The sequence below is a fragment of the Micromonospora sp. BQ11 genome, assembly GCF_052068135.1.
Taxonomy (GTDB): Bacteria; Actinomycetota; Actinomycetes; order Mycobacteriales; family Micromonosporaceae; genus Micromonospora.
Genome location: NZ_JBQHDB010000008.1, coordinates 190,931 through 214,154, shown reverse-complemented (window position 1 = coordinate 214,154; position 23,224 = coordinate 190,931). Strand labels below are relative to the sequence as shown.

Annotated in this window: 22 protein-coding genes; 15 read left to right on the top strand and 7 right to left on the bottom strand. The window is 69.1% G+C overall.

Annotated elements, in window-relative coordinates; all coding sequences use genetic code 11:
* Positions 1–36: 36 nt before the first annotated feature.
* Positions 37–684 carry a hypothetical protein gene (locus tag ACTMSW_RS19025; protein WP_441181962.1) on the top strand — a complete coding sequence of 216 codons (648 nt, stop codon included), beginning with the start codon at positions 37–39 and terminating at the stop codon, positions 682–684.
* A 19-nt stretch (positions 685–703) separates the two neighbouring features.
* Here ACTMSW_RS19025 and ACTMSW_RS19020 read toward each other — a convergent pair whose 3' ends face one another.
* The 5 genes from ACTMSW_RS19020 to ACTMSW_RS19000 all read right to left on the bottom strand — a co-directional run bounded on the left by ACTMSW_RS19020 (position 704) and on the right by ACTMSW_RS19000 (position 4,484).
* The gene (locus tag ACTMSW_RS19020; RefSeq protein ID WP_441181961.1) at positions 704–1,453 is read right to left on the bottom strand and encodes a hypothetical protein; all 750 of its coding nucleotides are present in this window, start codon (positions 1,451–1,453) and stop codon (positions 704–706) included.
* 37 nt (positions 1,454–1,490) lie between these two features.
* Positions 1,491–1,808: a hypothetical protein gene (locus ACTMSW_RS19015; RefSeq protein WP_441181960.1), complete on the bottom strand. Its 318-nt coding sequence runs from the start codon at positions 1,806–1,808 to the stop codon at positions 1,491–1,493.
* Between the two features lie 4 nt (positions 1,809–1,812).
* The gene (locus ACTMSW_RS19010; RefSeq protein WP_441181959.1) at positions 1,813–2,520 is read right to left on the bottom strand and encodes a hypothetical protein; all 708 of its coding nucleotides are present in this window, start codon (positions 2,518–2,520) and stop codon (positions 1,813–1,815) included.
* 136 nt (positions 2,521–2,656) lie between these two features.
* Positions 2,657–3,187, bottom strand: coding sequence for an N-acetyltransferase family protein (locus tag ACTMSW_RS19005; RefSeq protein WP_441181958.1), 531 nt, complete (start codon positions 3,185–3,187; stop codon positions 2,657–2,659).
* A 79-nt stretch (positions 3,188–3,266) separates the two neighbouring features.
* A complete protein-coding gene (locus ACTMSW_RS19000; protein ID WP_441181957.1) occupies positions 3,267–4,484 on the bottom strand; it encodes a helix-turn-helix domain-containing protein in 1,218 nt (405 codons plus the stop codon).
* Positions 4,485–4,878: 394 nt separating this feature from the next.
* Between ACTMSW_RS19000 and ACTMSW_RS18995 the strand changes: the two genes are divergently transcribed.
* The 14 genes from ACTMSW_RS18995 to ACTMSW_RS18930 all read left to right on the top strand — a co-directional run bounded on the left by ACTMSW_RS18995 (position 4,879) and on the right by ACTMSW_RS18930 (position 21,193).
* The gene (locus ACTMSW_RS18995; protein WP_441181956.1) at positions 4,879–6,096 is read left to right on the top strand and encodes an FAD-binding oxidoreductase; all 1,218 of its coding nucleotides are present in this window, start codon (positions 4,879–4,881) and stop codon (positions 6,094–6,096) included.
* Positions 6,093–6,782 (top strand): N-acetyltransferase, encoded by a 690-nt coding sequence (locus ACTMSW_RS18990; protein ID WP_441181955.1) that lies wholly within the window; start codon positions 6,093–6,095, stop codon positions 6,780–6,782. Before ACTMSW_RS18995 ends, ACTMSW_RS18990 begins: the two co-directional genes overlap by 4 nt.
* A gap of 214 nt (positions 6,783–6,996) precedes the next feature.
* Positions 6,997–7,257: a hypothetical protein gene (locus ACTMSW_RS18985; RefSeq protein ID WP_441181954.1), complete on the top strand. Its 261-nt coding sequence runs from the start codon at positions 6,997–6,999 to the stop codon at positions 7,255–7,257.
* Positions 7,258–7,268: 11 nt separating this feature from the next.
* Positions 7,269–8,714: an APC family permease gene (locus ACTMSW_RS18980; protein WP_441181953.1), complete on the top strand. Its 1,446-nt coding sequence runs from the start codon at positions 7,269–7,271 to the stop codon at positions 8,712–8,714.
* A 262-nt stretch (positions 8,715–8,976) separates the two neighbouring features.
* Entirely contained in the window at positions 8,977–9,765 is a 789-nt protein-coding gene (locus ACTMSW_RS18975; protein ID WP_441181952.1) for a hypothetical protein, read from the top strand.
* Positions 9,762–10,970, top strand: coding sequence for a histidine decarboxylase (locus ACTMSW_RS18970; RefSeq protein ID WP_441181951.1), 1,209 nt, complete (start codon positions 9,762–9,764; stop codon positions 10,968–10,970). Before ACTMSW_RS18975 ends, ACTMSW_RS18970 begins: the two co-directional genes overlap by 4 nt.
* Positions 10,967–12,046 (top strand): hypothetical protein, encoded by a 1,080-nt coding sequence (locus tag ACTMSW_RS18965; RefSeq protein ID WP_441181950.1) that lies wholly within the window; start codon positions 10,967–10,969, stop codon positions 12,044–12,046. Before ACTMSW_RS18970 ends, ACTMSW_RS18965 begins: the two co-directional genes overlap by 4 nt.
* Before the next feature lie 10 nt (positions 12,047–12,056).
* Positions 12,057–12,896, top strand: a complete 840-nt coding sequence (locus tag ACTMSW_RS18960) for a class I SAM-dependent methyltransferase (RefSeq protein WP_441181949.1) — start codon at positions 12,057–12,059, stop codon at positions 12,894–12,896.
* A 283-nt stretch (positions 12,897–13,179) separates the two neighbouring features.
* Positions 13,180–14,403 carry a methyltransferase, FxLD system gene (gene fxlM, locus ACTMSW_RS18955; RefSeq protein ID WP_441181948.1) on the top strand — a complete coding sequence of 408 codons (1,224 nt, stop codon included), beginning with the start codon at positions 13,180–13,182 and terminating at the stop codon, positions 14,401–14,403.
* Positions 14,404–14,446: 43 nt separating this feature from the next.
* The gene (locus ACTMSW_RS18950) at positions 14,447–14,647 is read left to right on the top strand and encodes an FxLD family lanthipeptide (RefSeq protein ID WP_441181947.1); all 201 of its coding nucleotides are present in this window, start codon (positions 14,447–14,449) and stop codon (positions 14,645–14,647) included.
* A gap of 92 nt (positions 14,648–14,739) precedes the next feature.
* Entirely contained in the window at positions 14,740–17,856 is a 3,117-nt protein-coding gene (locus ACTMSW_RS18945) for a lantibiotic dehydratase (RefSeq protein WP_441181946.1), read from the top strand.
* Positions 17,853–19,022, top strand: coding sequence for a lanthionine synthetase C family protein (locus ACTMSW_RS18940; protein WP_441181945.1), 1,170 nt, complete (start codon positions 17,853–17,855; stop codon positions 19,020–19,022). Before ACTMSW_RS18945 ends, ACTMSW_RS18940 begins: the two co-directional genes overlap by 4 nt.
* Positions 19,023–19,039: 17 nt before the next feature.
* The gene (locus ACTMSW_RS18935) at positions 19,040–19,963 is read left to right on the top strand and encodes a thiopeptide-type bacteriocin biosynthesis protein (RefSeq protein WP_441181944.1); all 924 of its coding nucleotides are present in this window, start codon (positions 19,040–19,042) and stop codon (positions 19,961–19,963) included.
* Positions 19,964–19,966: 3 nt separating this feature from the next.
* Positions 19,967–21,193, top strand: a complete 1,227-nt coding sequence (locus ACTMSW_RS18930) for a hypothetical protein (RefSeq protein WP_441181943.1) — start codon at positions 19,967–19,969, stop codon at positions 21,191–21,193.
* A 708-nt stretch (positions 21,194–21,901) separates the two neighbouring features.
* Here ACTMSW_RS18930 and ACTMSW_RS18925 read toward each other — a convergent pair.
* Positions 21,902–22,975: a hypothetical protein gene (locus tag ACTMSW_RS18925; protein WP_441181942.1), complete on the bottom strand. Its 1,074-nt coding sequence runs from the start codon at positions 22,973–22,975 to the stop codon at positions 21,902–21,904.
* 38 nt (positions 22,976–23,013) lie between these two features.
* Positions 23,014–23,178 carry a hypothetical protein gene (locus ACTMSW_RS18920; RefSeq protein WP_441181941.1) on the bottom strand — a complete coding sequence of 55 codons (165 nt, stop codon included), beginning with the start codon at positions 23,176–23,178 and terminating at the stop codon, positions 23,014–23,016.
* Positions 23,179–23,224: the final 46 nt, after the last annotated feature.

The window sequence follows — 23,224 nt, the reverse complement described above, 5'->3', positions numbered from 1 at the left end:
GTGCGCACCGGCGGCCGGCGGGGCGCGGCTGCCGGTATGTTCGACGATGTGAGCGCTCAGATCCGGACTCGTACCTGGGTCGTTTCCGCTCTTCTGATGACGCTCGCGGCCGTCGGAGCGTGTGACGGGGGAGCGGCGACGCCCGCCGCCAGCATCACACCTCCTGCCGTCAGTGCTCCCGCGACCGGAAGCCCGACACCCGCCGCCGGTGTCTCCTACGACGCGGCGAATCTCGACCTGTGCCGGGATACGGATCTCAGACCCTTGGCGGACCTGTCGCTGCGGGTGGCGCGTACTGATCCGAAGCCGCCGGTGGCGCGGCAGGGATCGGCGTGTCTGTTCGAGATGCGTACCGCGGACGGCCATCAGGCGAATCTGCGGGTGGAGGCGTCCTCGTTGGCGAGCGCTGAGGAGGCCGGGCAGCTGTACCAGGCGACCCGGCAGGTGACCGGAATGACGCCGGACGGTCCGGTTGCCGGGGTGGGGGAGGAGGCGGAAGGATTCGTCAAGCGATCCGATCCCGGCTTCAAGTACGCCGAATACCTGGTCCATGCCCGCAGCGCCAACCTGGTGGTCCAGGTATGGCTGGCAGTCGGCGGCGACTCCTACCTGCCCGAGGACGTGCTCGCCGCGAGGGCATTGACGATCCTCAAGGCGATCCACGTTGCCGTCCCACGCGCCTGAGCACGCCGCCGGCCCACCCCTAGCCTCGCACGGCCTCAGGCCAGCGGCCGCCGGGAAGCTTGGAGTGGTCTCCGACCTGCGTCGCGATGTCCCGGACGTTGCCCAATGCATCGACGAAACGCTGACCGATGTGCAGGAGAGTGTCGAGACCGGCGGTGACGATGTCGCCGACGGACTCGGCGAGAGTGTCGATGGCCCAGGGGATGTTGATGACAGTCGCCGCGTCGGTGGCGGCCTGGGCGAACTTCCCTGCCAGGCTCGTGACGATCTTAGCCAGCTCGACAGCGTAGTCGACGTTCGCCTTGGCGATCTTAAACAGCCACTGGCTGATGAACTCGGCCTTGAGTACAGACTCGTCCACGGCGGCCTTCTGCTTCGTGGCCTTGTCGGCGTAGGCACGCGCCGCGTCGCCGGTCCACTTCGCGAGGTTCTGATCCACCGGCTCGGTGACGGCGAACGACAGCTGGGACACGGGCGTCTTCACGTCGGTGACCCACCGGAAACTCATCGAGATCAGCGACAGCACCGGCATCTGATGCTCCACCGCGTGCTCGACCCGATCCAGCACACTGCGCAGGCCACCGCGCACCGCGTCGAGGTTGCGCTTGATCCACAGCAGGGCCGCCGGGCCGAGGAGCCACGCCCATTCGTTGACCTGCGCGACGATGTCGTTGAACCCGCCGACGGCGAGGTCCACGCCGGCGCGGATCTGCTCGAAAGCCTTGTTGAACGGCTCGCTGTACTCCAGGTCCGGCGGTGCGGGCTGCATCGGTGTCGGTGTCCTCTCCTGGCTGCGGCGTCCGCGCTCAGGCGCGGTAAATGGCGTTGAGGTCGAGCGAGACCACCTCGTCGGCGCGGTCGTACGCGTCGGCGACCCGCCGAAGGGCCTCACCCATCTGCTCGAACTCCACGACCGCGCCGGCCAGGACCGTGACCATGAAGGTGTGGAAGTCGCGGTACGCCGTCGAATGGACAACGACGTTGGCGTCACCGATGTAGAAGGCCGAGGGGTCCAGGGTCAGGTGCTCGGTGGCGCCCTTGACGGCCGCCACGCTGTCGGACAGGTTCAGCCACTTGCTGCCCTCGGCGCGCAGCGCGTCGGTGATGACGTTCAGCTCATCCATCTGATCACCCCTCGATGTCGTGCCGAGGCCCGTCGGCCAGGTCGAAGGAGCGCAGCAGGGACGACGCCTCGAACTGCAGCTCACCGGCGTCGGCGCGCGCGATCCGTCGCGTGTCGCCGGAGATACCGACGATGCTGCCCGCGCGAATCCGCAGCGTCAGAAGGCCGGTGGTGCTGGACATCGTCTCCTCGACTACGGCATCACGAAGACCCGCCACCCGGGCCAGTTCCGCGTCCAGGCCCCGCAGGGTGCGCCACGTCGCCCGCGACCACGCGTCCTCATCGGCTTCCACGTACGCCTCAGAGGTCGTCGGTCGGCGCGGCGTCGAGGGGTCGTGACGCTCCTCCTGGAGCCTGACCATGGCAGCCTGTTCCAAGGCGGCGCCAAGGGCGTTGGTGTACGCGTCGAAGAGCGCCGCCGGAAAGCCGGGTCCGCCCACTTCGCTCCGCCACTCCCGGCCTACGACGACGCTTTCGACGCGACGTGACGCGTCGACGACCACCGAGACCGACCCGGTGACGTCGGCGCCGTGACAGCTGCCGGCCTGAAGGGGAATGCTGGAGCCCCGCAGCGTCCGCTCTACCTGCTCCCGTAGTACGGACTCGTCACCGAGGAATTCCAGACTCGTCAGCGATAGATAGCCGTGTTGGTCCTGCATCCGTCCCTCAGTTCCCCCACGTCGACGATCAGTGTCGAGCAGTACGAGCAGCACCACCGTACGTGAGACATCGTCAACGTGCGGTACCTGGATGGGGAGCCCGTGCGTTGCCGCCCGAGGCGACCTAGGTGCCGCTGTTTGCGGCACGTGGTCCTTTAGTGCCGTAGGGCATGGGAGCCGGCGCCGCGCATTACTTGCCTCCAACTGGGAGCGACAGGACCAGGATGTCCATGGACGGCCCCCACGGGAGCACGGACGTGGCGACTTGCTTCCACCCCGCCCGTTCGTACACGGCTCTTGCCGTCGAGGCGGGGTTGGAAGCGAGGGTCGCATAAGGCTCCGTACGGCCGGCAAGTAGCCGGCGCATAAGTTCTGCGCCAATGCCGGCGCGCCGCCGCTGCGGGTGCACGATCCACTCCATAACCGCGAACTTGTCGGCGTCGCGTACCTCCGAGGGCGGATCCCGGTCGGCGCGAGACCACCAGCTGCCAGCCGGCATCCTCCACCCATATGCTGCCCCGACTAGGAGCCCGTCGTCCTCGGCAACGATCAAGCTGAACCCTGGCCGCGTGGCCTCCTTGGGTAGGCCGTCACGAAATCTGGCAACCTCCTCCGGTCCTTCGTTATATGGCGGCTCGGCGTACACGAGACCGTACAGGTCCCCTAGGACGTCGAAGAGCTGGCCGGCAGCGGTGCTGGCGATGGCGGTGTAGGTAAGCATCCTCGGATGCTACGGGCGAACCTAAACAAGTAGGGGCGTCGCAGTGCACGCCTACACATCGGCGACGACCGAGGCGAAGCTATGGCCTCACTCGCTCGAGCAGCTCGTCGTACGGCGGACGGCTGCGCTCCTTGTAAGGCACGGCGGCAACGACCTGCCAAGCCACGCTACGAACGAGTTCGTTGTGATGACCCGCCGGTAATCCGTCGAGCAGATCAGCGGCCAGCCGCAGCCCGTCCGGGATATGGCCGGTACGGATCAATGCTGCCGCGCGATGTAGTTGTACCTGTGTGCGCAGCCGAATCTGCGACGCAGGGTATAGGGCAAGCGCTCGATCCTGCGCTTGGTCCGCTCGGCGGTAGCTGTCGGCGTGCGTATAAACCCACGACTCGGTGTGTCGAAGCCGATGCTCCGGCCAGCCCCACAAGCTCTCGACGTCGTTGACGACGGGCGCTGGCAGCTGCTCTGCCAAGCTGGCGAGCTGCTCCACGGTGCCGATCGCCTCGGAATGCCGGCCAGCTAGGGACAGAGCCTGCGCCCGCCCGGCAAGTAGCCCGCAGGCCGCGGCGGACGCCCGCCCTTGCAGCAGCGGCAACACCTCATCCGAAAGCGCAACTACCTCACCAGCTGGACGACCGTCGTAACAGCCATTCACCACGTCCCAGGCGTACACCAACACCTTCGTCTCCGGGTCGCCGGACTCGTCCGCAACTCGTCGCGCCGTTTGCCACCACCTACGGGCCATCATCGCCTGTCCGGATGCGACTAGTCCGAGGGCGACGATGACTGACAGTCGACCAGCAGCCTGTAGAAGTATGGGGCGACGGTCGCCACGGTCGGCGGCGATCTGATGCTGCAGGACCGCCATGTCTCGACTTAGCTGTGCCATCACCTGGCTGTGTGGCTGCTGGTAGTAGCCGCGGCCGTAGGAGGCGACGATGTCACGCCACTCATCGTGGTCGACGTCTACTGCAGCACCGAGGCCGTGACGCAGCGCTTCCAGCCCAACGAGGTGGTCTGCGGTCGGTGCTGCGGCGAGGGCTCCCATGGCCTGAAGGACTGATCGTCTACGCATGTCGGTATCGCCTGCCTGCTCATGGAGGAACGCCTCAGCAAGTTTGCCGCCAGTGGACAAAGCTCGTTCGCAGGCCTCCGCCATCGCCTTCGTAGGGCGGCGTACTTCACGTTCCACCTGGGAGATGTGGCTGTACTGAAAGTTTATTCGGGCGGCAAGGTCTCGCAGCGATAGGCCAGCTGCTGTGCGGTGCTGCCTGAGAACCCGCCCGAACGAGTCCACCTGGCCTCCAATGGTGTGTGCAGATGCGTGTGCACACGGTGCACGCCTGTTGCTCCGACAGTATATCGGTGACGCTCTACTTGCCGTGAAGCCCTGTTGCGGGCTCGAGTGCGACACGTGATAGGGAAGGAGTGTCTTATTGTGTCGCTCAAAGTGCGTTGGTTGCAACCGGTGTCCAGATGGAAGCTTACGAGTGGCGCCATTTCAGGAGATGTACAGCCATCGTCCAGTTTGTTAGATCGCTTGTCTTTCAGACGCTTTAGCGTGCATCTCGGTGCTTCGGCGACACCCGATCACAGCCGTCCTTTGGCTTGCGTGAACGCGGCCAGTGCTGCCTGGCCTGTTCGGGAGACTTACAGGTTGATGATTCCGGCACGGACTTATCGTGTCGGGGATGGCTGCTGTGATGACTGATCCTGCGAGACAGGTGGCCCTCGTCCTCAGTGTTCATGAACGTGCCGCTAACCATTTCTGGTCATTCATGGAGGACCGAAGCGTGCGGTTGCTCCCGCAGCAGTTCGCGCCGATGTTCTTCTCCACCCTCGGGCAGGTGGTCACCGGCCGGGGCGACCCGGCGGGGCGGCGTGCTGCACTGGTGGTGTTGGGGCGGATGCACCGGCGTCTCGGGCTGCATCCGTACCACGGGACCGTGGTCGCGGCGGCAATGGCAGACACGGTTCGTCAGTTCTCGAGCGTGAGCTGGGAGCCAGCAGTGGCGAGCTGGTGGGAGCGAGGTTGTCGCCGCGCCCTGCATCTGGCCGGAAGGGTAGCGGCGGCCCTGGGTGACGGGCCTCAGGCCACGGTCGGTGAAGTGGTGGTCCGCGACGCGACAGCCGACGGCGTCGCCGTCTTGACCGTCCGGCCGATGCGGCGTCTTCGCTACCTGCCGGGCCAGGCGATGCCGGTGTGCACACCGCGCCTGCCGGGGCAGTGGCGGTGGTACTCGCCTGCGAACGCTCCTCGTCCGGACGGGACGGTGGAGCTTCACATACGGGCGCTCCCGGACGGTGTGGTGTCGCCGACGTTGGTCGAGCGGGTGGTGCCGGGGGAGTTGCTGTGGTTGGGGCCGGCAATCGATGTGGGGCTGTCGTTGGAGGCAGCCGGGGACGCCGATCTGCTGTTGGCGGCGGGCGGTACGGGTTTCGCGCCGATGCGGGCGCTGGTCGAGCAGGTCGCCGCATCGCGGAGTAGACGGCGTGTGACGTTGGTGGTGGGCGCGCGAGCGTTGTCCCACCTGTATGACGCGGTGGCGCTGACCAAGCTGCGGCAGGCACACGGTGACTGGCTGACGGTGGTGTTGGCGTTCTCCGACGACCTTGATGCCGAGCCGGCCGCTCAGGGTGACGTGCTCACCCTGGCCCTTCATCACTACGAGGAGGGGCAGGGTTTCTACGTCTGTGGTCCACCCGGGTTAATCGACGCAGCGCGTCTTCGTCTGCCAACTGCGGGAATCAAATCAGACAGCCTACACCTCGCCAGAACTTTTCAACCGGCGATCGATCCGGTGCCGTGGATGTCGCACGAACAGGCGGTGTGCGTGGACGAGTCGTGGCCAGCGCTGGACATATCCGAAGGCAACGGCATTCACCCAGCACGGGGGGACGCGACATGAGGCACGTGGAAGCTGTGATCCGCCAGGCGACCGCTGACGACGTCGATGCGTTGTCCTCGGTCATGGCGGACGCCCTGATAACCCGCCCCGTGAGCACCTGGCTCGTAGCGGATGCCGCCAAGCGTCGCGACGTGCTGCGCTGCTGGGCGCGCCTGGTGTTGACGCAGGGATTGGCGCATGGCCAGGTCGACACCACTGACGACCACACCGCTGCGACGGTCTGGTACCCGCGACCCGAACCGCCCCCGCCAGCCGCAGCGTGGATGTACGACCTGCAACGAACACTCGGATCGCACGCACCCCGGTTCGCGCTGCTACACGCCTACGTCGATGCGGTGCTCCCGCATACGCCGCATCACTACCTTGCTCACCTCGCGGCTCGTCCCGGGCAGAGTGGCGCCGCTCGTGCCTTATTGACCAGCTACCACCGCAGGCTCGATGCGGAGGGGCTGCCGGCGCACGCGGAGCTCAGCGGCGTCTGGCCCCGGGAGAGCGTGTTCGCTCGACTCGGGTTTGAGCCGCGGTCGCCGGTGTTGTTGCAGCCCGGCGGGCCGGTGCTGTGGCGGTTGTGGCGGTCCGCGCCTGGCGACCGACGGTCCGCCAGGTTGCCGTGCCGGATGCGCGCGCATCGCTTCGCTATACCGCTGCGTCGTCGTGCCGTGCCGGCGTCACCTGGTTATCCCTGACCGTCCGACCACCCCGTTGTTAAGCACCTGCTGGCGATGACCTCGCGGTGGATCACCCTTTCCCGCCCTGCTCTTGAAGGAGACACCCCTCGTGCTGTCTGCTCTGACCCGTATACAGGCTTTGACTCCACCTCGTTGGCGTAACGCCGCACGGTGGTTGCCACCAAGGCCGTCGTGTGCGCGTGCCGACGCCGCCGTCACGGACGCGGGAGACGTGACGTCGGACGAGTTCGCGTGGGGCTACGCGGTGCGGCGGGAGTGGGCCAATGGCTCCCACGATCTGTTCGGCTTCACCCCCGATGCGGGGACCGCCCGGCGGCGGCTCGAACGTGACCACAGCTACTGGCGTCTCGGTCCGGTACGCCCGGCGGCGGTGTATCTCGTCGCGGCGACCGCGGCCGACGTGGACCGGCATCCAGTGGATGGCTGCCAGGGTTCGTGCTGCCCGAACTCGACAGATCGGGGGCAGCGGTGAGGTCGATGCATATGCAAGTGGCGCTCGCACGGCGGACGCTGACGCCGACGGGGTTGTGGGTGTTCGGGGCGGCGGCGTCGGCGCCGATGGTGGTGCTCGCCGGAGGCATCGTCGCCACCTACGCGACCACGCAGGTGACGGCGCTTCCACTGGTGTTCGTGCTCGTCGCGGCGGTGGTGGCGTTGCTGACGGTGGGGTATACGGCGATGGCCCGCCAGGTGGGACACCCGGCGGCCTACTACGGCATCCTCGCCAACAGCCTCGGGCGTGGTTGGGGCGTCGCCGCCGGCCTCGTTGCTTTGGTTGCCTACAACGCTATTCAGATCAGTCTGTACGGGTTGGTCGGAGCGACGCTGGCTGGGCAAGTCGGTGGGGCGTGGTGGGTGTGGGCGGGCCTCGCCCTGGCCGTGATCGGGGCCTTCGGCGTGCGAGCGATCGTGCTGTCCACCCGGGTTCTGGTGGCTGTGCTGGCGGTGTCCCTGCTGATCGTCGCCGCGTTCGTCCTCGCCGGTGTGGGGCAGCCGGCTGACAGCGGGCTGTCATGGGAGGGCTTTGACGCCTCGGGGCTGGCGGTCAGCGGCGTCGGCGGCGCGGTGGCCTTCTGCGTGGCGGCGTTGATGGGCGTTGACAGCCCGGGATCGATGGTCGAGGAGGCCGTCGACCGCCGATCGCTCGGCCGGGCCACGATCGGCGCGGTGGTCGTCCTCGGCGGCGTGTACGCGCTCGCAGCGTGGGCGATGGGCGTGGCCGTCGGCCCCACCGCCGTTGGCGAGGTGGCTGCCGATCCGGCGGCAGGGCTGCCTTTCTCGATCCTGGAACGCCTCGGCGGCTGGTGGGTGGTGCTCGCGGAGCTGGTCCTGATTCTCGCGATCCTCACCTCGAAGCTCGTCTTCCACAACGTTGTCGCCCGATATGTGTTCGCCCTGGCCCGTGAAGGCGTCCTGCCCGCCGGGCTCGCGCACACCGGCAGCACGACCCGGGTCAGCGCGCCGCGCGGCGGCTCGTTCACCCAGACAGCTATCGCGTCGGTGGTGGTGGGCGCGTTCGCGCTGGCCGGCGCTGACCCGATCGCGGTCATGTTCACGTGGCTGTCGACGCTGGGTGCGATGGGCCTGCTGTGCCTGCTGCTGACCGCGTCCGTGGCGGCGATGACCGCACCGGCGAGCGTGCGCGGCCCGCAGGCGGGAGCGTGGGAGTGGCGGCTCGCACCCGCGTTGGGGGTGCCGGGTGGGCTGGTGCTGCTGGCCCTGATGGCCGGCAACGCCGGCTCCCTGCTCGGTGCCGCGCCGGGTTCGCTGTATCCGTTCCTGCTGCCCGCGATCCTCGCCGCCACCGCCGTGCTCGGCGGGGTGTGGGCCGGGCATCTGCGGCAATCCCGTCCGTCGGTCTACACCGGTATCGGCCGCGGCACCCCAACCACACACGCCGTTCCCGACGCGATCAATGTCTCGATCTGACAAGGGGGCGACGATGATGACCCACGCGGCCATGCCTCCTGCGGGCAGGCACTACGGCGTCGAGCACGTCGAGGCCGGATGGCGGCCAGAGCACCCGTCGGCGGTACCGACCACCCATCCATCGGAACACCCGGCCTACGGGCCCGGTCCTGCCGCTCACCTGCCGGGGCCTACCGCCCAGGAGCCGGGCTACGGGCCGGCGCGTATGCCGGCCGACTACCCGCGAGCGCCGGAGACGGCGCTTCCCCCGCCCCTGCCGCCCGTGCCGCCGCCCGTTCCGGCCTCGCCGTACGAGCAGGTGCCCGTCGATGACCGGGTACCGCCGGAGGTTCGCCGCTGGGTCGACCTGCGCAAGCAGGTCGCGTACCGGTGCAAGCGGATCAACACCGGCCACATGGTCGAGGCCGATCAACGGTTCGGTGGACGTGAGGCGCTCGGCCCACACGGGGTGGTGTTGTTCTTCGTCTCCGATGCGCCGGCCGAGCCGCACGGATACCGGCTGCACACCGCCTACCGGCTGTGGCTGGCCTCCCCGGACTCCGACGACCTTCCTCGGCTGCTGGCCGACCTCGACGGCGTGGCCCGGGACAACATCACCCGCGCGGCCTCCGTCCGGCGCCGCTGGCATCCCCTCGGCCCGGACGGCTCGATGGTCAACGGCGGGGACATGAGCCTGCCCGAGCACGCCGTCTACGTCGGCGTCGGGGTCAGCACCCTCGACTCCGACCAGGGCCGCTGGTACCAACTCGCCCACACCCTGCGGGACCTGCCCGCCACCGGACACCGCCTGTCGGTCTTCGACCTCAAAGGCCAGGCGTACGTCCTGTTGACCGACGGCACCGCCATGCACATCGACCGCGACCCACACGCTCGCCTGGGCGTAGACGGCATCCGCTGCAACCGCACCCTCGACGCGGACCGAGTCACCTACTACAACCGGCACGAACACCTGACCGAGGACGGCGACGACGCCACCCGGGCAGTGTGGCGGCACCTCGGCGCGCTGCACCACACCCTCACCGCGCACCTGCACGGCGGGCGGCCGGCGTGAGGCACACCCTGAACCTCGCCGACGCCACGGACCTGAGCCGCCCCGCGATCGACGTCGCGGCCGTGCTGGACCACCTCGTGCGCGAAGCCGACATCACCGCGGCGACGAGCATCGGGTTCCCGGGCGCCGTGGACCTTGACCACACCGAGGTCATGACCCGCCTCGGCAACCGCTTGTGGAACAACATCGGCGACCCCGCCGACACCGGCGGAGTCGCCCACACGCGGGCGCTGGAACGCGCGGTGATCACGTGGGTCGCCGACCTGCTCGCCATGCCCGCAGACGACCGGTGGGGCTACGTGAGCAGCGGCGGCACGGAAGGCAACCTGTCGGCCCTGCACGCCGCGCACCGGCGGGACCCCACAGCCCGCATCTACTACTCGACCGCCGCCCACTACTCCGTGCCGAAGGTGGTGCGCCTGCTCGGAGCCCAAGGCGTCCCGGTCAAAGCGCAGCCGGACGGGGAGATGGACTACACGCACCTCGCCATACAGCTGCGTAGGCGGCGCCGGTGGCCCGCCATCGTCGTCGCGACCGCCGGCACCACCATGACCGAGGCGGTCGACGACACCGGCCATATCCGCGCCGCACTCGACGAGCACGGCGCGGCCGGATACCTGCACGTCGACGCGGCCCTGTCCGGCATACCCCTGGCCCTCGACGGCCTGCTCCGCCTGGATGACACCAGTGGCATCAGCAGCATCACCATCAGCGGCCACAAGTTCCTCGGCACGCCGACGCCCTGCGGAGTGGTGCTCATCCGCGACCACCTGCCTACCCACGGCAGCCGCGTCGCCTACACCGCAACGGCGGACACCACCGTCACCGGGTCCCGATGCGGGCTGGCCGCCGCGCTGCTGTGGAACACCATCGCCACCTACGGCCGCGAAGGGCACCGGTGGCGGGCCACCCAAGCTCGCCGTCTCGCCGCCTACACCACCGACCGACTCAACGCCGTCGGCTGGCCCGCCTGGCGACACCCGCATGCCTTCACCGTCGTCCTACCCACCCCACCCAAACAGGTCAGGAAGAAGTGGCTGCTCGCCACCGACAGCGGCACCAGTCACCTCATCTGCATGCCCGGGGTCACCCACGGCCAGGTCGACGCCTTCGTCGCTGACCTCGCCTCCGCCGCACCACCGAGGCCGATCCCGCGCCCCCGGCAGCGACCACAACACGCACCAATCCCAAGCAGGACGCCGTGAGCCCCGTACCCACCGGCCCTCAGCGCCGTCCAGACGACGCCCAGGCCGCGCCGCGCATGATCCTTTCCTGCGGTGTGGACACCCGCATCCCGCCGCTGCCCGCCCTCACGTCGGGCAGGCGGGGGGTCAGTCGTCCCGCCGTCGCAGTGGCCGCCCTCGCCGCAACCCTCATCGCCGGCCAGCTTTCCCCGCCGCCTGCCAGACAATCACCGCTTCTCGTCGCCGCACCCCGAGGCTGCGGGGTGCCGTCACCGACCGAAGAACTGTCCGACACCTCGCACCACCCTCCGCCGACGAGGCTGCGATCTGCCCAGCCGGGCCGCCCGATCCTGCTTGGCTTGGCTCGCCGCATCACGACCGACGCCTGCGATACGGCCGAGGGCCGATATGACGCGGTGCACCACCGCGTCTGGACAACTCGCCGGGGCAGAGATGTCACGCGGGACGTCGTGCGCTGGTACGCCGACGACGATTCCGGCGCGGAGCTGATGACGGAGCACCCGGACCCGCGTCCCGGTGTCGCGCGCGACTTCTGGCCGCCCGGCTGGCTTCACGACAAGAACCTGTTCCGTGCCTACCAGAGCACCGATTGGCTTCGATCCCAGGCGGACTTCCACGCCGGGCAGGTCAACAAGAATGGGGCACTCATGGCAGGTCTCGCCTCGCTCAACACCTGGCACAACCCTGGCCCACGGCAACGCGCCCTCACCGCGCAGGTCCTCGCCGACGCAGCCGGGCTGACCGCGCATCCCGGCACGGTCGACCGCGCCGGTCGCACCGGCCTCGCCGTCGCCTCCTTCAACGACGACGGCCGCGAGCGGCACCTGCTGATCCTGCACCCGCGCACCAGCGCCGTCTTGGCCTACGAGTCCGCCATTCTCACACCAACCGGCTGGCGAACAGGCACCTACCTGCTGCTGCTCACCCGCACCCGCGCGCCGGACCGCTGGTGGGAGCCACCCACCGACAGCAACCCACCCCCACGACACACCGACCGCCGGGAAATGCCCAGCGAAGCCGGGATCCAGCGCTTCCGCACCTTCGAGCCCTGCATCACCACAGACCAATCCATGTAGGAGCACCGCGATGACGACAACTCACCACGAGCAGCTACGCCCCGCCCGGCTGCGCCCCGCCCGGCTGCGCGCACTGCTCGACCCGATCATCCGGCAGGAGCTGGACCGCCTCGACATCAAACCCGGCCAGCGCGTCCTGGAGATCGGTGCCGGCACCGGCGAGATCACCGCCCACCTGGCCCGCCTCGTCGGCCCCCGGGGCAAGGTCAGCGCCGTCGACACGGACACCGGCTACCTGAACCCGACCGGTGTCATCGACGTCTACCAGCGGGACCTGAACGGTGACGATCTTCCCGGTGAGCCTGGCGCTTTCGATGTCGTCATCGCGCGGTGGCTGCACGGTACGCTGCCACATCCAGCCGAGGCGTTGGAGCAGATGATCGCCCGGCTGCGCCCCGGGGGCTGGCTTGTCCTAGCCGACGTCACCGCCACCCCGCCGCGGGTCTTCCGGGCGGCCGGAGACGACGCCCGTCTGATCCACACCGTCATGCGGCGCGTCTTTCGCACCATCGCCGGGCTCAATGGTCCCGGCACCTGGCCAATCGACACCCCCGGCCTGCTCGCGGACAAGGGCATGGCGCAGCTGTGCGCCCACGCATCCACCGAGACGTGGACCGGTGGCGGTCCCGGTTGCCGGCTGCTCGCCGACGTGGTCGATGACCTTCGGCCCGTCCTGACCACGTCCGAGGTTACCGACGCCGGCCTCGACCGGTTCGTCACGCTCATGGCCGCCCCGAACGTGCTCCTGGGCTCCTACGAACGCAGGGCTATCCATGCCCGCAAGGCGACCCCAGAATCTGTCCGCCGCACGCGGGCGGGCGAGGCGCTGCCGCCGACCATTCGCGCGTAAGGCCAGTGGAAGGCGCCGCGACCTTCTGCGTCAAAGACCTGAAGCGCTGGGAGGCTGTCACCTCCCATCAGCCCTCACCTGGTAGTCGCCGCGCGGCGACTGCCCGACCGGCCGCCGCTCATGGGGATGGGCGCGGTGGCCGGTCCTGGCCGGCGGCAGGGGCACCCCCGTCCCCCTGCCGCCGGCCACCCGGCCCGACACGACGCGCGCACCGTCGGTGCGGGCTCGACCGTTGCGGACCGGGGACGTTGTGGTGACCGATCCGAGCAGGAGGAGATAGCGAGTGGGCCAGATAGCTGAGACAGGATTCGCCGCCGGCCGTGCCGCCGAGTTGCGGGCCGCGCTGGTGGACGAGTTGCGCACGAAGGACATGATCACGTCCGAGGTGGTGGAGGCGGCGGTGCGCCGGGTGCCGCGCGAGCGGTTCATGCCCGCCGGTACCGATCTCGCCGTCGCCTACGGCTTCGACAGCTCCGTGGTAACCAAGCGCGACGAGCACGGTGTGGCGATCTCGTCGGTGTCTGCGGCTTACATCCAGGCGCGGATGCTGGAACAGGCCGAACTCGCGCCGGGCATGACGGTGCTGGAGGTCGGCTCGGGTGGGCTGAACGCCGCGTACCTCGCCGAGATCGTCGGCCCGGAGGGGCGGGTGGTCAGCGTCGACATCGACCCGGAGGTCACCGACCGGGCCGCGACGCTGCTGGAACGCAACGGCTACGGCAGCCGGGTCCGGGTGGTGGTCGCTGACGCCGAGCACGGCGTGCCCGGTGAGGGAACGTTCGACGCGATCATCGTCACCGTAGGCGCCTGGGACATCGCCCCCGCCCTGCTCAACCAGCTCCACGAGGGCGGCGTCATCGTCCTACCGCTGATCATGAACGCGGTCACGAGGACCATCGGGTTCCGCCGCGACGGCGACCACCTGGTCAGTACGTCGGTGGAGGTCGCCGGGTTCGTGCCGATGCAGGGCGACGGCGCGCACTCCGACCGGGTGTTCCTCCTGCCCGACGCGAACGGCCAGAACGTCCGGCTGTTGTTCGACACCCACGTGCCCGACCAGATAGACCGGCTCGACGGCGTCCTCGCCACGGACCGCACCGAGCAGTGGTCCGGCGTGACGATCGGCAACGGGGTGTCCTTCGCCGACCTGCACTTGTGGTTCGCGTGGTTCCTGCCCGGCTTCTGCCGTGTCGCCGCCGACGAGGGAACCGAACTGGCCAACGAACGCCGCTGGTTCCCGTTCGGCGTCGTCCACGGTGCGGGCTTCGCCTACCTCACGGTGCGGCCCGCGGGGGAGGGGTTCGAGTTCGGTGCCCGCGCCTACGGCCCCGACGACGAACGGGCAGCCGGCGCGATGGTCGAGCAGATCCGGGCGTGGGACCGCGACGGTCGCCACGTCGAGCCTCGCTTCGGTTACTGGCCCGCCGACAGTGACCACTCCCGCATCCCCGCCGACGCCGCCGTCATGGACAAGACGCACGGCGTCATCTCGATCTCCTGGTCCTGACGACCAGGTGGCACCACCCCAACCCCTCTACGGAAGGAGAGTGATGTCGATGTCTCCGCCGAACGCGGTCCTCGACGCTCCGCTGGCCGACGCCGAGGTCGTCACCGACGACGACTTCGTGCTCGACATGCGGGTGATCGAGGCGACGACGCCGCTGGTGATCATGGCTTGCAGTACGAGCGACGGCTGCGGGAGCACCTGCAGCACCAGCGCCTGCGCTACCTCGTCGTACGACCCGGCCTGACCACCAGGCCCTGCAACACCTCTTTGCCGCCGGAGCCCGGTGCTGCCGGGCTCCGGCGGCCCCTCACCCATCTCTGCGGCAGGAGGCGTCAGATGCTTCCCCAGCGCACCTTCCAACCGGTCGGTCCGGTGCTGGTCCGGGCCAGTACGGACCCCGGCAACCTCAGCCCCGCAACCGGACCGGACCTCATCGGCCCCGCGGCGACCACCGAGGCCGGCCTCGCCTGGCTGACCGAGCAGTGGAGCCGACCCGATGTTCGCGACGCGATCTCAATAGCCAGCCCGCACCTGGCTCGACGCATCGGCCAGCTCTTTACCGCCGACGCCTGTGGCACGACGGCCGCCGCCGTCCGTCGGGCGGTCCTCGCTACTTGCGGCTACCTGCTGCGCTGGCAAAGGCGGACCACACCGTTCGGTGTGTTCGCCGCCGTCACGACCGCCACCGTCGGCCCGGCCATCGCGAAGATAGGGCAGAGGCACCGTGCTTACGCGCGGGTGGACGGCGAATGGCTCACCTGTGTCGTTGACCGCCTCGACGCGCATCACCCTCTGCGGCGGCGGCTGTTCGTGGTGGCCGACAGCGCCGCTACCGTCCGCGATGACCGCGTCATCGTCGCCGCCCGGTCGCCGGTCGGGCAGCGGCGGACGCTTGAGCTACCGCGCGAGACGTCCACCAGGAATACGACAGCGGTTCGGCTGGCCTTGTGCCACGCGGCCCGGCCGATCCGCTTCAATCAGCTCGTCGCGCGGATCGCGCACCAGGTGCCCCGCGTCGCGGTCGCCACCATCGAGGCGATGCTGCACGGCCTGGTCGACGGCGGCTTTCTCATCACGAACCTTCGCCCACCCATGACCGCCGTGGACGGCCTGAACCACGTCATCACCGCCCTGGACAGCGCCGAGGCGACCGAGCTGCCCGAGGTGACGGCCACCCTCGACCAGCTCCGCGCAATCCGCAAGGAACTGGCGCGGCACAACACGCAGGCGAAAGGCCCGGAGGCAATGCTCGCCCGGGCCGCCGTGATCCAGCCGATGACCGTGCTGGCGCCGGACGCCGAGCATCAGCTCGCGATCGACGTGCGCCTCAACGCCCAGATCAGCATCCCCCCGCCGGTGCTGGCCGAGGCCACGCTCGCCGCCGAGGTGCTGCTGCGCCTGAGTGTGCAGCCGTTCGGGTCGGTGGCGTGGCTGGACTACCACGCCCGCTTCCGTGACCGCTACGGCCCCGGAGCGCTGGTGCCCGTCCGTGACCTGCTCGCCGACTCCGGTCTCGGCTATCCGACCGGCTACCTCGGCGCACCCCGCGCCCGCCCCGCCTGGCGGGTCATGACCGAACGCGACGTGCACCTTAAAGTGCTGATCCAGAAAGCGATCCTCGACGGCACCGGCGAGATCCACCTCACCGACGCCGACGTCGAGGCGCTGACCGTCGGTGACCACAGGACCGCCATCCCGCCGGCGCGGATCGAGCTGGGCTTCGCGCTCTACGCAGCCACCACCGACGCCGTCGACCGTGGTGATTTCACAGTGCAGGTCACCGGCGCTCCGCGGACACCGACGAGCATGGCCGGGAGATTCGCCTACCTCCTCGACACCCCCGACCACGAGCAGGTCGCCGCCTCGTTCAATGACCCGGGCCGGGACGCTGACGAGGCGTTGGCGGTGCAGGTGTCGTTCCCGCCCCGTTTACCGCACAACCAGAATGTCACCCGCGTCGGTCGATTCCTGCCCCACGTGCTGCCGCTGTCCGAGCACCCGGACGGGCTGACGATCAGCGTGGACGACCTGGCCGTTACCGCCGACAGCGAACAGATGTACCTCGTGCACCAGCCGACCGGTCGCCGGATCGTCCCACACATCCCGCACGCCCTCGACACCATCGTGCAGACACCGCCCCTGGCCCGGTTCCTCGCCGAGGTCGCCGAGGCCCGCAGCGCCGCGTTCGGCCCGTTCGATCACGGCGCAGCCGCCCGCAACCTGCCCTACATACCCCGCATCCGCTACCGCCGCATCATCCTCGCCCCGGCCCGCTGGCTCCTTGCCGCCGCCGACGTCCCGCACCCCACGTCAGCTGGCGCAGACGCGTCCGAGGACCTGTGGGATGCGGCCCTCGCCCAGTGGCGGCGGCGGTGGCGCGTACCCGCCCGCATTATGGCCTGCCACAACGAGCTTCGCCTGCCCCTCGACCTCGACCAGCCGCTCGACCGTGCCCTCCTCCGCGCCCGGCTGCGCCGCGCTGAACGGCTCGAACTGCGCGAAGACGCCCCCGCGGACGGCTACGGATGGGCCGGAGGCCGCCCGGCCGAGTTCCTCACCGCGATGACGCCGACCTCACCACCAGCCCGACGACTACCCGTCACCGCACCCCCGGGGGACACGCTCCGCCCCGGCACCTCCACCGTCATTCACGCGCAGCTGATCGGCAATCCCGCTCGGTTCGACCAGCTACTCACCACACACCTACCCCGGCTGGCCGCCCAGCTCGCCGGGCTCGGCCTCACGCGCTGGTGGGTCAGACGACACCGCGACATCATCCGCGTCGAAGCCGACCAGCACCTGTCCCTGTTCATCCGGCTCAGCGAATCCGCCGCGTACGAACCGGCCTGCGCGATCCTGGCCGAGTTCGCCGCCGACCTCGCCCGGCGGGCACTGCCCGCTGACCTCATCCTCGCCCCGTATCACCAGCACCCCGCCCGCTACGGCCACGGTCCCGCACTCGACGCCGCCGAAAAGGTCTTCGCCGCCGACACCACCGCCGCCGTCGCTCAACTCCGCACCGCCGAGCACGCCGGCATACCCGCGCAGGCGCTCGCCGCCGCGTCCATGGCACGCCTGGCCGCCGCCTTCGCCCCTGACCCGCAGACCGGATACGACGCCCTGCTCGCCTGCCTTAAACAGGAGAGCGCGCCAGCGGAGCGCACGATCACCGGCCTGGCCCGGCGGCTGGCCGACCCCACCGCCGACTATCACCGCTTGCGGATGCTGCCCGGCGGGGACGCCACCGCCGCCGCCTGGCGGACCCGCGACCACGCCCTGTCGGCCTACTACGCGTCTCTGCTGCCGCAGCGCGAGCCCACCACCGTGCTGCGGACCCTCCTGCACGAGCACCACGTTCGCGCGGTCGGCGTGGACCCCGACTTCGAGCGCACCACCAACCACGCCGCGCGAGCGGCAGCGATGCGCTGCCTGGCAGCGACAGGTACCCGATGACCGCCGCCACCGAGCAGCCCACCACCGGGGCGAATGGAGCCGGTGGGCAGTCGCTCGCTACCGGCAGCGTCGGGCCTGCGCTCCTGGCGATCGAGCAAGCGCTCACTAGCACGGGCGACTGGACAGCCGCACGCCACCTCGTCGCCCAGGCCACCGGCGGTCCCGTTGACGCCGGCCGCCACGCGGGTCTGTACTACGGGGCACCCGCCGTCCTGTTCATGCTCAACGCCGCCACCGCCGACGGCAACGACCGCTACGTCGCCGCCCGGCAGCACCTCACCTCGCACGTCCGGCGGCTCGTCCGCGACCGCCTCACCGACGCGGACGACCGCCTGCGACATGGCCAGCCCGCCACGTTCGCCGAGCACGACCTGTTCTACGGCCTCACCGGGTTCGGCGCACTCCTACTCCAGATCCTGCCCGACAGCGACGAACTCGGGGACCTGCTGACCTACGTCGCACAGCTCACCGAGCCCCGCATGTACGGCGGACAGCTACTTCCCGGCTGGTGGGTCGACCATGACCCCGACCCGACCCTGCCTACCCCCGGCGGTCACGCCAACCTCGGTATGGCCCACGGCGCCGCAGGCCTGCTAGCCCTGCTCGCCCTCGCCACGCGCAACGGCCGGCAGGTCGACGGCCAGACTGAGGCGATCGAGCGTCTGTGCGCCTGGTTCGACCAGTGGCGACAGGACACCGCCCAGGGACCGTGGTGGCCGCAGTGGCTAACACGCGACGAACTCCGCACCGGCCGCTCCAAACAAGAGGTACCTGGAAGGCCGTCGTGGTGCTACGGCGCGCCCGGCATCGCCAGAGCCCTCCAACTCGCCGCCATCGCCACCAACCAACCTGCCCGCCAGACAGCGGCCGAGACCGCACTCACGGCCAGCATGACCGGCCCTCAACTCGACCGGCTCACCGAACCCGGCATCTGCCACGGCCTGGCCGGGCTCCACGCCACCGCGCACCGGGCAGCCCAGGACGCCCGCACAGCCGACATCGCCGCGCAGCTCCCCGCGCTCGCTGCACGCCTCACCCAACGCAGCCCCAGGCCCGACCACGCCGGATTCCTCACCGGCCACTCCGGCTGGTCCCTCGCGCTAGAAACCGCGCGCACAAGCACACCACCCCGCACCAGGTGGGACACATGTCTCCTGATCGCCTAACCGATAGCCCCTATCGGATGGCCGCTCTCGTGGAGGCGATCCTCGCCGGCACTCCGATAACCACCGCAGCAGCCGAGACCAACATCGACGTGGACGACCTCCACGCCGCAGTCCAGACCTATCGCACCGGTGGACTCACCGCCCTGCAACGCCGCCACGACGCCACCTGGCTGCATGCCCTGATCAGGCCAATCGACTGGAACACCGCCGAGGCCATGTTCCGGACGGCAGTTGCCCCACACCTCGATCAACTCAACGGCGGGCACACCGGCTGGTGGTTCCTGCGCAAACACCCGTACTGGCGGGTCCGGATCCGCACCGCCCATCACGAGGCCGCTCGGGCATTGCTCGACGACCTCACCACCAACGGCGTGATCGCCGGCTGGAAGCCAGGGATCTACGAACCCGAAACCGGAGCGTTCGGCGGAGACACCGCCATGGCCATCGTGCACGACCTGTTCTGCGCCGACAGTCGAGGCGTCCTCAACTACACCCGGCACCGCCCGCCACCAATCGGCCGCCGTGAGCTGTCAGTGATGCTCATCCGAACCCTGCAGCACCACGCGGGACTCGACTGGTACGAGGCGGCAGACGTGTTCGACCAGGTGACCCAGATGCGCCCCGCCCTCGCAGCCGCCGAGGCGACCCGGATCGACCAACTCGCCGCCCAGATGCGGCCCCTCCTCGCGCTTCCCGCCGACGCGCGCACGGCGTTGTTCATTCCCGGCGGACCCCTCAATGACGCCAGCGGTTGGCAGGCAGCCTTCGCCACCGCGGGTCAGCAGTTCGCCGACGCGGCGCACGCCGGACGGCTCCGCCGAGGCATCCGCGCCGTCCTCGCCCAGATCGTGATCTTCCACTGGAACCGGCTCGACCTACCAGCCCACGCACAAGGAATCCTCGCCCACGCCGCGACCGCCGCCATCCTGCCCAGGAGCTGAACCATGTACCACGCCAGCGTCGCCGCCGCCCTGCGCTACTTTCCGCTCCTCGGCCGCCCGCGCCCCGACTGCCCGGCCCTGCCGCTGCGCATCAAGGAAGTCGCCGACGCGGCCGACACCGCAGTCCAGAAGCGCGAGCACGGGATGCCCGACGCCGCGCACGCCTTCAACAAGGCAGCCCTCATCGCCAGCGACGCTGGAATGCCTGACCTCGCACGACAACTCTGCTGGCAACACATCGACGCCTACCGGCGCGCGGCCCGGCCACTCTCGATTCTCGAAGCCCGGTACATGCTCGAACCCGTCCTGAACCTGGCACGCCTCCAAATCCGCGCTGACCACGGCGCACCAGCACTACGCCTCCTCGAAGACATGTACGACGCCGTCACCCACCGCACCGACCTCATCCTGGATGAACACACCCTGCCCACCGCCACCCTCGACGGCGAAGCCGGCGAACGCCGCAAGCTGCGCGAGTGGGTCTGGCTGCAACTGCTCAGCGAAGGCATCCGCATCCTGGCCATGAGCAACCGCTGGGCCGACGCTGCCGAATACGCCCGAAAGCACAACGGCATCGGCGATCACCTGATGGAAGGACGACAAGCCGCCGTCATCGCCGCCTGCATCCAGGGCAAACCCGATCAAGGACGCGAGATCCTGGGCAGCAGCACCCTCACCCAACCGTGGGAGCGCCAGGTCGCTGCCTGCCTCGACGTCATCTGCGCGGGCCCGACGGGCCCAGGCGTCAGTCACCACCTCGTGACCGCCACCGAACAACTCGCGGTGCCCATACCTTCGCCCAACTACGCGTCCTACAGCACACGACTTGGACTCGCCACCGCGATCCTCGCCAGCCCTACTCGGCCCGAACTCGCGGCAGACATCCTTTACCAGACCGCCCACCAGGCCCTCGACACGACCGACGGCTACGCCGCTCGCGACGTCCTCAGCTTCCGCGAGCCCTTAAGCGGCATCACGCCAGACCAGTACACCGATCTGCGCCGCACCGCCGCCGACGCGGGCCTCACACCTGCAGAGCTGCCGAGATCGGCCGTGCAGGAAGTCTTCAGAACAGCTGCGCTGGCCGAAGCGGCACTGGGAACCGCGCTCCATAAAGCGTCGAACGGTCGTGCCTCACCGCGCACCCACGACGCAGCGCCGGTAGCCCTCAGCCTTGCGCCGAGCGTTCCCAACCCATCGCCGCCGACCAACCCCGTGGACCTCCACTGAGCCTTTTCCAAATTGATCTTGCAGGTCGTAGCGGGTGTGGCTCGCCGACACCGCGGCGAGAGCCGGATAGGCCACCGAGCTCGCCTGAGCGCACAGGTCCTGTCACTTTTCGTTGCTCGGGAGCTGCCGTGCGTCAAGGTCGCAGTCTTACCGTGATAGCAACGCGGGGTAAGGCGGCTGCCCCGCGGTGGCCGCTCTGCCCAGCCGACGAAGCGCCATGGCATTGCCGTCATTGCGGAGCTCTCACCTCAGCCGGCGCCTCGCGGCTGTGTCGCAGGCAGGTCCCCTATCACGCCGGCCACGCGGGGATAGCCCGACTCCGGCGACGCGCCCGCGATCTGCTCGCGCAGCAGGTCAACAGGGTTCACACTCTCTGAAGCGGCCATCGCGTTCTCTCTTCCTTCTCTGACTTGGTCGTCTTGAAGGATCGACGCGATGGCCGTCTCTTATCTACGCAACACGCCCATCACGGGCAAGTCGTACACCACTCTCGTGGACGCAACCCGGCAGCCCGCCGGGCACTCGCCGTGCGCCGGCAGTGGGTGAGGGTGACCGGACGGGCAGGCGGCGGGGGCCTACTCCTGCCAGGCCCGCGCGCCGCCACGCTTGCGTACCCATCGTCCCGACACCAGGCCGGCGAGCGTACGGGAGATCGCGCCTGCCGATTCCGAGGAGTCGGTGAGTTCGGTTGGACCCTCCCCGGGGTTGCTACGCCTGCACGATCAGCGACTCTTGGACCTCGCGAAGCACCGATGCAGCGAACATCGTCGCGATCACCGCGTTCACAGGCGTGTACTGGACACCATCGACCGTGTGCGCCGTCGCATGTCGGTTCGGCCGGTCGGGTACTCCATCCTTGCCGGGGCTGAAGTGCGTGAACAAGCGGAGCAGCGGCCACAAAGTTGCTGAGCGCCGGAAGTCCTCCAGATGACAGTCCCGGGTCTTCTCGATCCTTTTGATCACCGGTCCGTAGAACTTGAAACCCGACACGTCATCGAAGAGGACGCCGCGTAGGGCTGCGTCCACCACGTTCATCGCTAGCGCCTGCGCCGGCTTGTGATGGCCGTCGCGCAGCGCGGCGATGACATCCTCCGCCGCCTCCCGGTATTGCTTCAGCTCTGGCGCCAGCACCTCGCCGAGCGCGACCGCACAATCCTCCAGGACATCCTCGCAGTGCTTGAGGAGCACATCCCGCCGGTCGACGGGGTCGGCGATCCGGAGAGCGTCGATCACCTCAGCGCGTGGCACCCAGCACAGCGGGATGCCTTCCTCGTCTGCCAACTGCCTGATCTCTCTGATCCGAAGGTCAGCGGGCCAGTTCGGCGGGTAGTAATCGAGCCGGAGAGAATCAACCCACGCACCGACGTCGGGGACGGGGGCGATGTCAGCGACAAGGCTGCGGAGGCTGCCACTGATCTTCGCCCAGTTGGCGAGGGCCGAACTGATCCCGGACAGGTTCTGCAGCGGGTAGCCCTGAATGGCCGCTAGATTCGCCCCGATCTGCGGCAGGTTCGCCCGGATCTGCAGGAGTGGCAGGGTTGCGGTGATCTTCGCGTAGTTTTCGATCATCGACGAGTTCAGTAAGGTGCTCGCGGCGCGGAGCTGCTGCAAGAACGCCGGGCTGCTCAGCATGCGCTGTTCGACGCTCGAGATGTGCTGTGCGAAGCGAGTCGGGTCGTACGGCTGCCACTCGTTCTGTCGCCACTGCTGCTGCTCGCGTGGCTTCTCACTGTCCGGCTGCAGATCGTCCTGATGGTCGTCGTCGGGCACCTCGTCGGTCATTCTCGTCCTCACCCTCGCATCGCGGTCATGATCGCACCTCAGCGACCAACTGATCCACCAGGTTCCTCGCCGAGAGCGGCGACGACGGCCAGGATCGCGCGGGAGGTGGTCTTACCGGTGCGCGGGCCCCAGATGCCGACGGCCATGTCTTCCCAGGACTGGCGCAGCGGCATCCCGCTGGCGACGGTGTAGGCGATCAGCACGCCGAGCTGGTCCGGGCTGGGCCGGTTGAGGTCGGCGAGGCTGAGC